General features: G+C 34.1%; 1 protein-coding gene. It reads right to left on the bottom strand.

What is annotated here, in order from left to right:
- On the bottom strand, nt 1–650 hold a 650-nt coding region (gene kduI / locus Q1B05_RS18595), incomplete at its 3' end, for a 5-dehydro-4-deoxy-D-glucuronate isomerase (RefSeq protein ID WP_299782966.1).
- Between the last annotated feature and the right edge of the window lie 13 nt (nt 651–663).

The raw sequence follows: 663 nt of genomic DNA, 5'->3' as shown, positions 1-663 counted from the left end.
GCTTGATCTTCTGGAATATCTAAATAATAATAAACCTCCATTCTACGATCGTGAACGTGAGCTGGCATAGTATTCCAAACACTTCCTGTTTTTAACTCGGTCATTCCCATTTGTAATTGACACGTGGTTACAATTCCACCAATTATCATTTGGTTTACTGTTCGGTGATTTGCTGTTTCTAGTGATCCTAATTCTATTTTATTTGCTTCGGATTTACTTACTTTTTTTGTAGGATAGTTAACATGTGCAGGCGCTGAGTTTAAATAGAATTTTGCTGGATTTTTTGAATCTTCACTTGAAAAAACAACATCTTTAACACCCATACCAATATATAATGCATCTTTTAGACCCATTTTATATGTAGTACCATCTACAGTAACAGAGCCCTTTCCTCCTACATTTATAATTCCTAATTCTCTACGTTCTAGAAAAAATTCTGCCTTTAATGGATCTATTGGTTCTAACGTTAAAGCACTTGTTGTTGGAACAGCTGATCCTGCGATATAACGATCGTAATGCGTATACGTTAAATTTATTTTTCCTGATTGCATTAAATTATCAATCAAGAATTCGTCTCGTAATTCTTGGGTATCGTATTTTTTAACCGTTTGTGGACTCGAGGCGTAACGCGTTTCATAATTCGTACTCATTGTTATTTGTTTT

Origin of the sequence: uncultured Formosa sp., from assembly GCF_947500765.1 — a bacterium.
Taxonomy (GTDB): Bacteria; Bacteroidota; Bacteroidia; order Flavobacteriales; family Flavobacteriaceae; genus Formosa.
The sequence above is the reverse complement of the archived record's forward strand: the minus strand, read 5'-3'. Positions and strand labels throughout refer to the sequence as shown.